The sequence below is a fragment of the Terrabacter sp. AAH1 genome (genome assembly GCF_054456855.1).
On record NZ_JBTJJV010000036.1, the window covers coordinates 1 to 1,212 of the forward strand.

Consider the following 1,212-nt stretch of genomic DNA (forward strand, 5'->3'; position numbering starts at 1 on the left):
GAGCGTGATCGGCCGCAGAGACCAGGGAGAAGCGACTGTTTACTAAAAACACAGGTCCGTGCCAAGTCGCAAGACGATGTATACGGACTGACGCCTGCCCGGTGCTGGAACGTTAAGGGGACCGGTTAGCCGCAAGGCGAAGCTGAGAACTTAAGCGCCAGTAAACGGCGGTGGTAACTATAACCATCCTAAGGTAGCGAAATTCCTTGTCGGGTAAGTTCCGACCTGCACGAATGGCGTAACGACTTCTCCACTGTCTCAACCACGAACTCGGCGAAATTGCACTACGAGTAAAGATGCTCGTTACGCGCAGCAGGACGGAAAGACCCCGGGACCTTTACTACAGCTTGGTATTGGTGTTCGGTACGGCTTGTGTAGGATAGGTGGGAGACTGTGAAGCCGTCACGTCAGTGATGGTGGAGTCAACGTTGAAATACCACTCTGGTCGTTCTGGATATCTAACCTCGGTCCGTGATCCGGATCAGGGACAGTGCCTGGTGGGTAGTTTAACTGGGGCGGTTGCCTCCTAAAAGGTAACGGAGGCGCCCAAAGGTTCCCTCAGCCTGGTTGGCAATCAGGTTTCGAGTGTAAGTGCACAAGGGAGCTTGACTGTGAGACAGACATGTCGAGCAGGGACGAAAGTCGGGACTAGTGATCCGGCGGTGGCTTGTGGAAGCGCCGTCGCTCAACGGATAAAAGGTACCCCGGGGATAACAGGCTGATCTTGCCCAAGAGTCCATATCGACGGCATGGTTTGGCACCTCGATGTCGGCTCGTCGCATCCTGGGGCTGGAGTAGGTCCCAAGGGTTGGGCTGTTCGCCCATTAAAGCGGTACGCGAGCTGGGTTTAGAACGTCGTGAGACAGTTCGGTCCCTATCCGCTGTGCGCGTAGGAAACTTGAGAAAGGCTGTCCCTAGTACGAGAGGACCGGGATGGACGAACCTCTGGTGTGTCAGTTGTCCTGCCAAGGGCACCGCTGATTAGCTACGTTCGGAAGTGATAACCGCTGAAAGCATCTAAGCGGGAAGCACGTTTCAAGATGAGGTTTCCAGGCCCGCGAGGGCGAGAGGCTCCCAGCTAGACGACTGGGTTGATAGGCCGGATGTGGAAGCACAGCAATGTGTGGAGCTGACCGGTACTAATAAGCCGATAACTTGACTCACAAAGATGCTACGCGTCCACTGTGCAGTTCCCGAGATACAAACGGGAAC

General features: G+C 55.2%; 1 rRNA gene. It reads left to right on the top strand.

What is annotated here, in order from left to right:
• A 23S ribosomal RNA gene (locus ACXR8F_RS21520) occupies positions 1-1,163 on the top strand; the annotation flags it as partial.
• Positions 1,164-1,212: the final 49 nt, after the last annotated feature.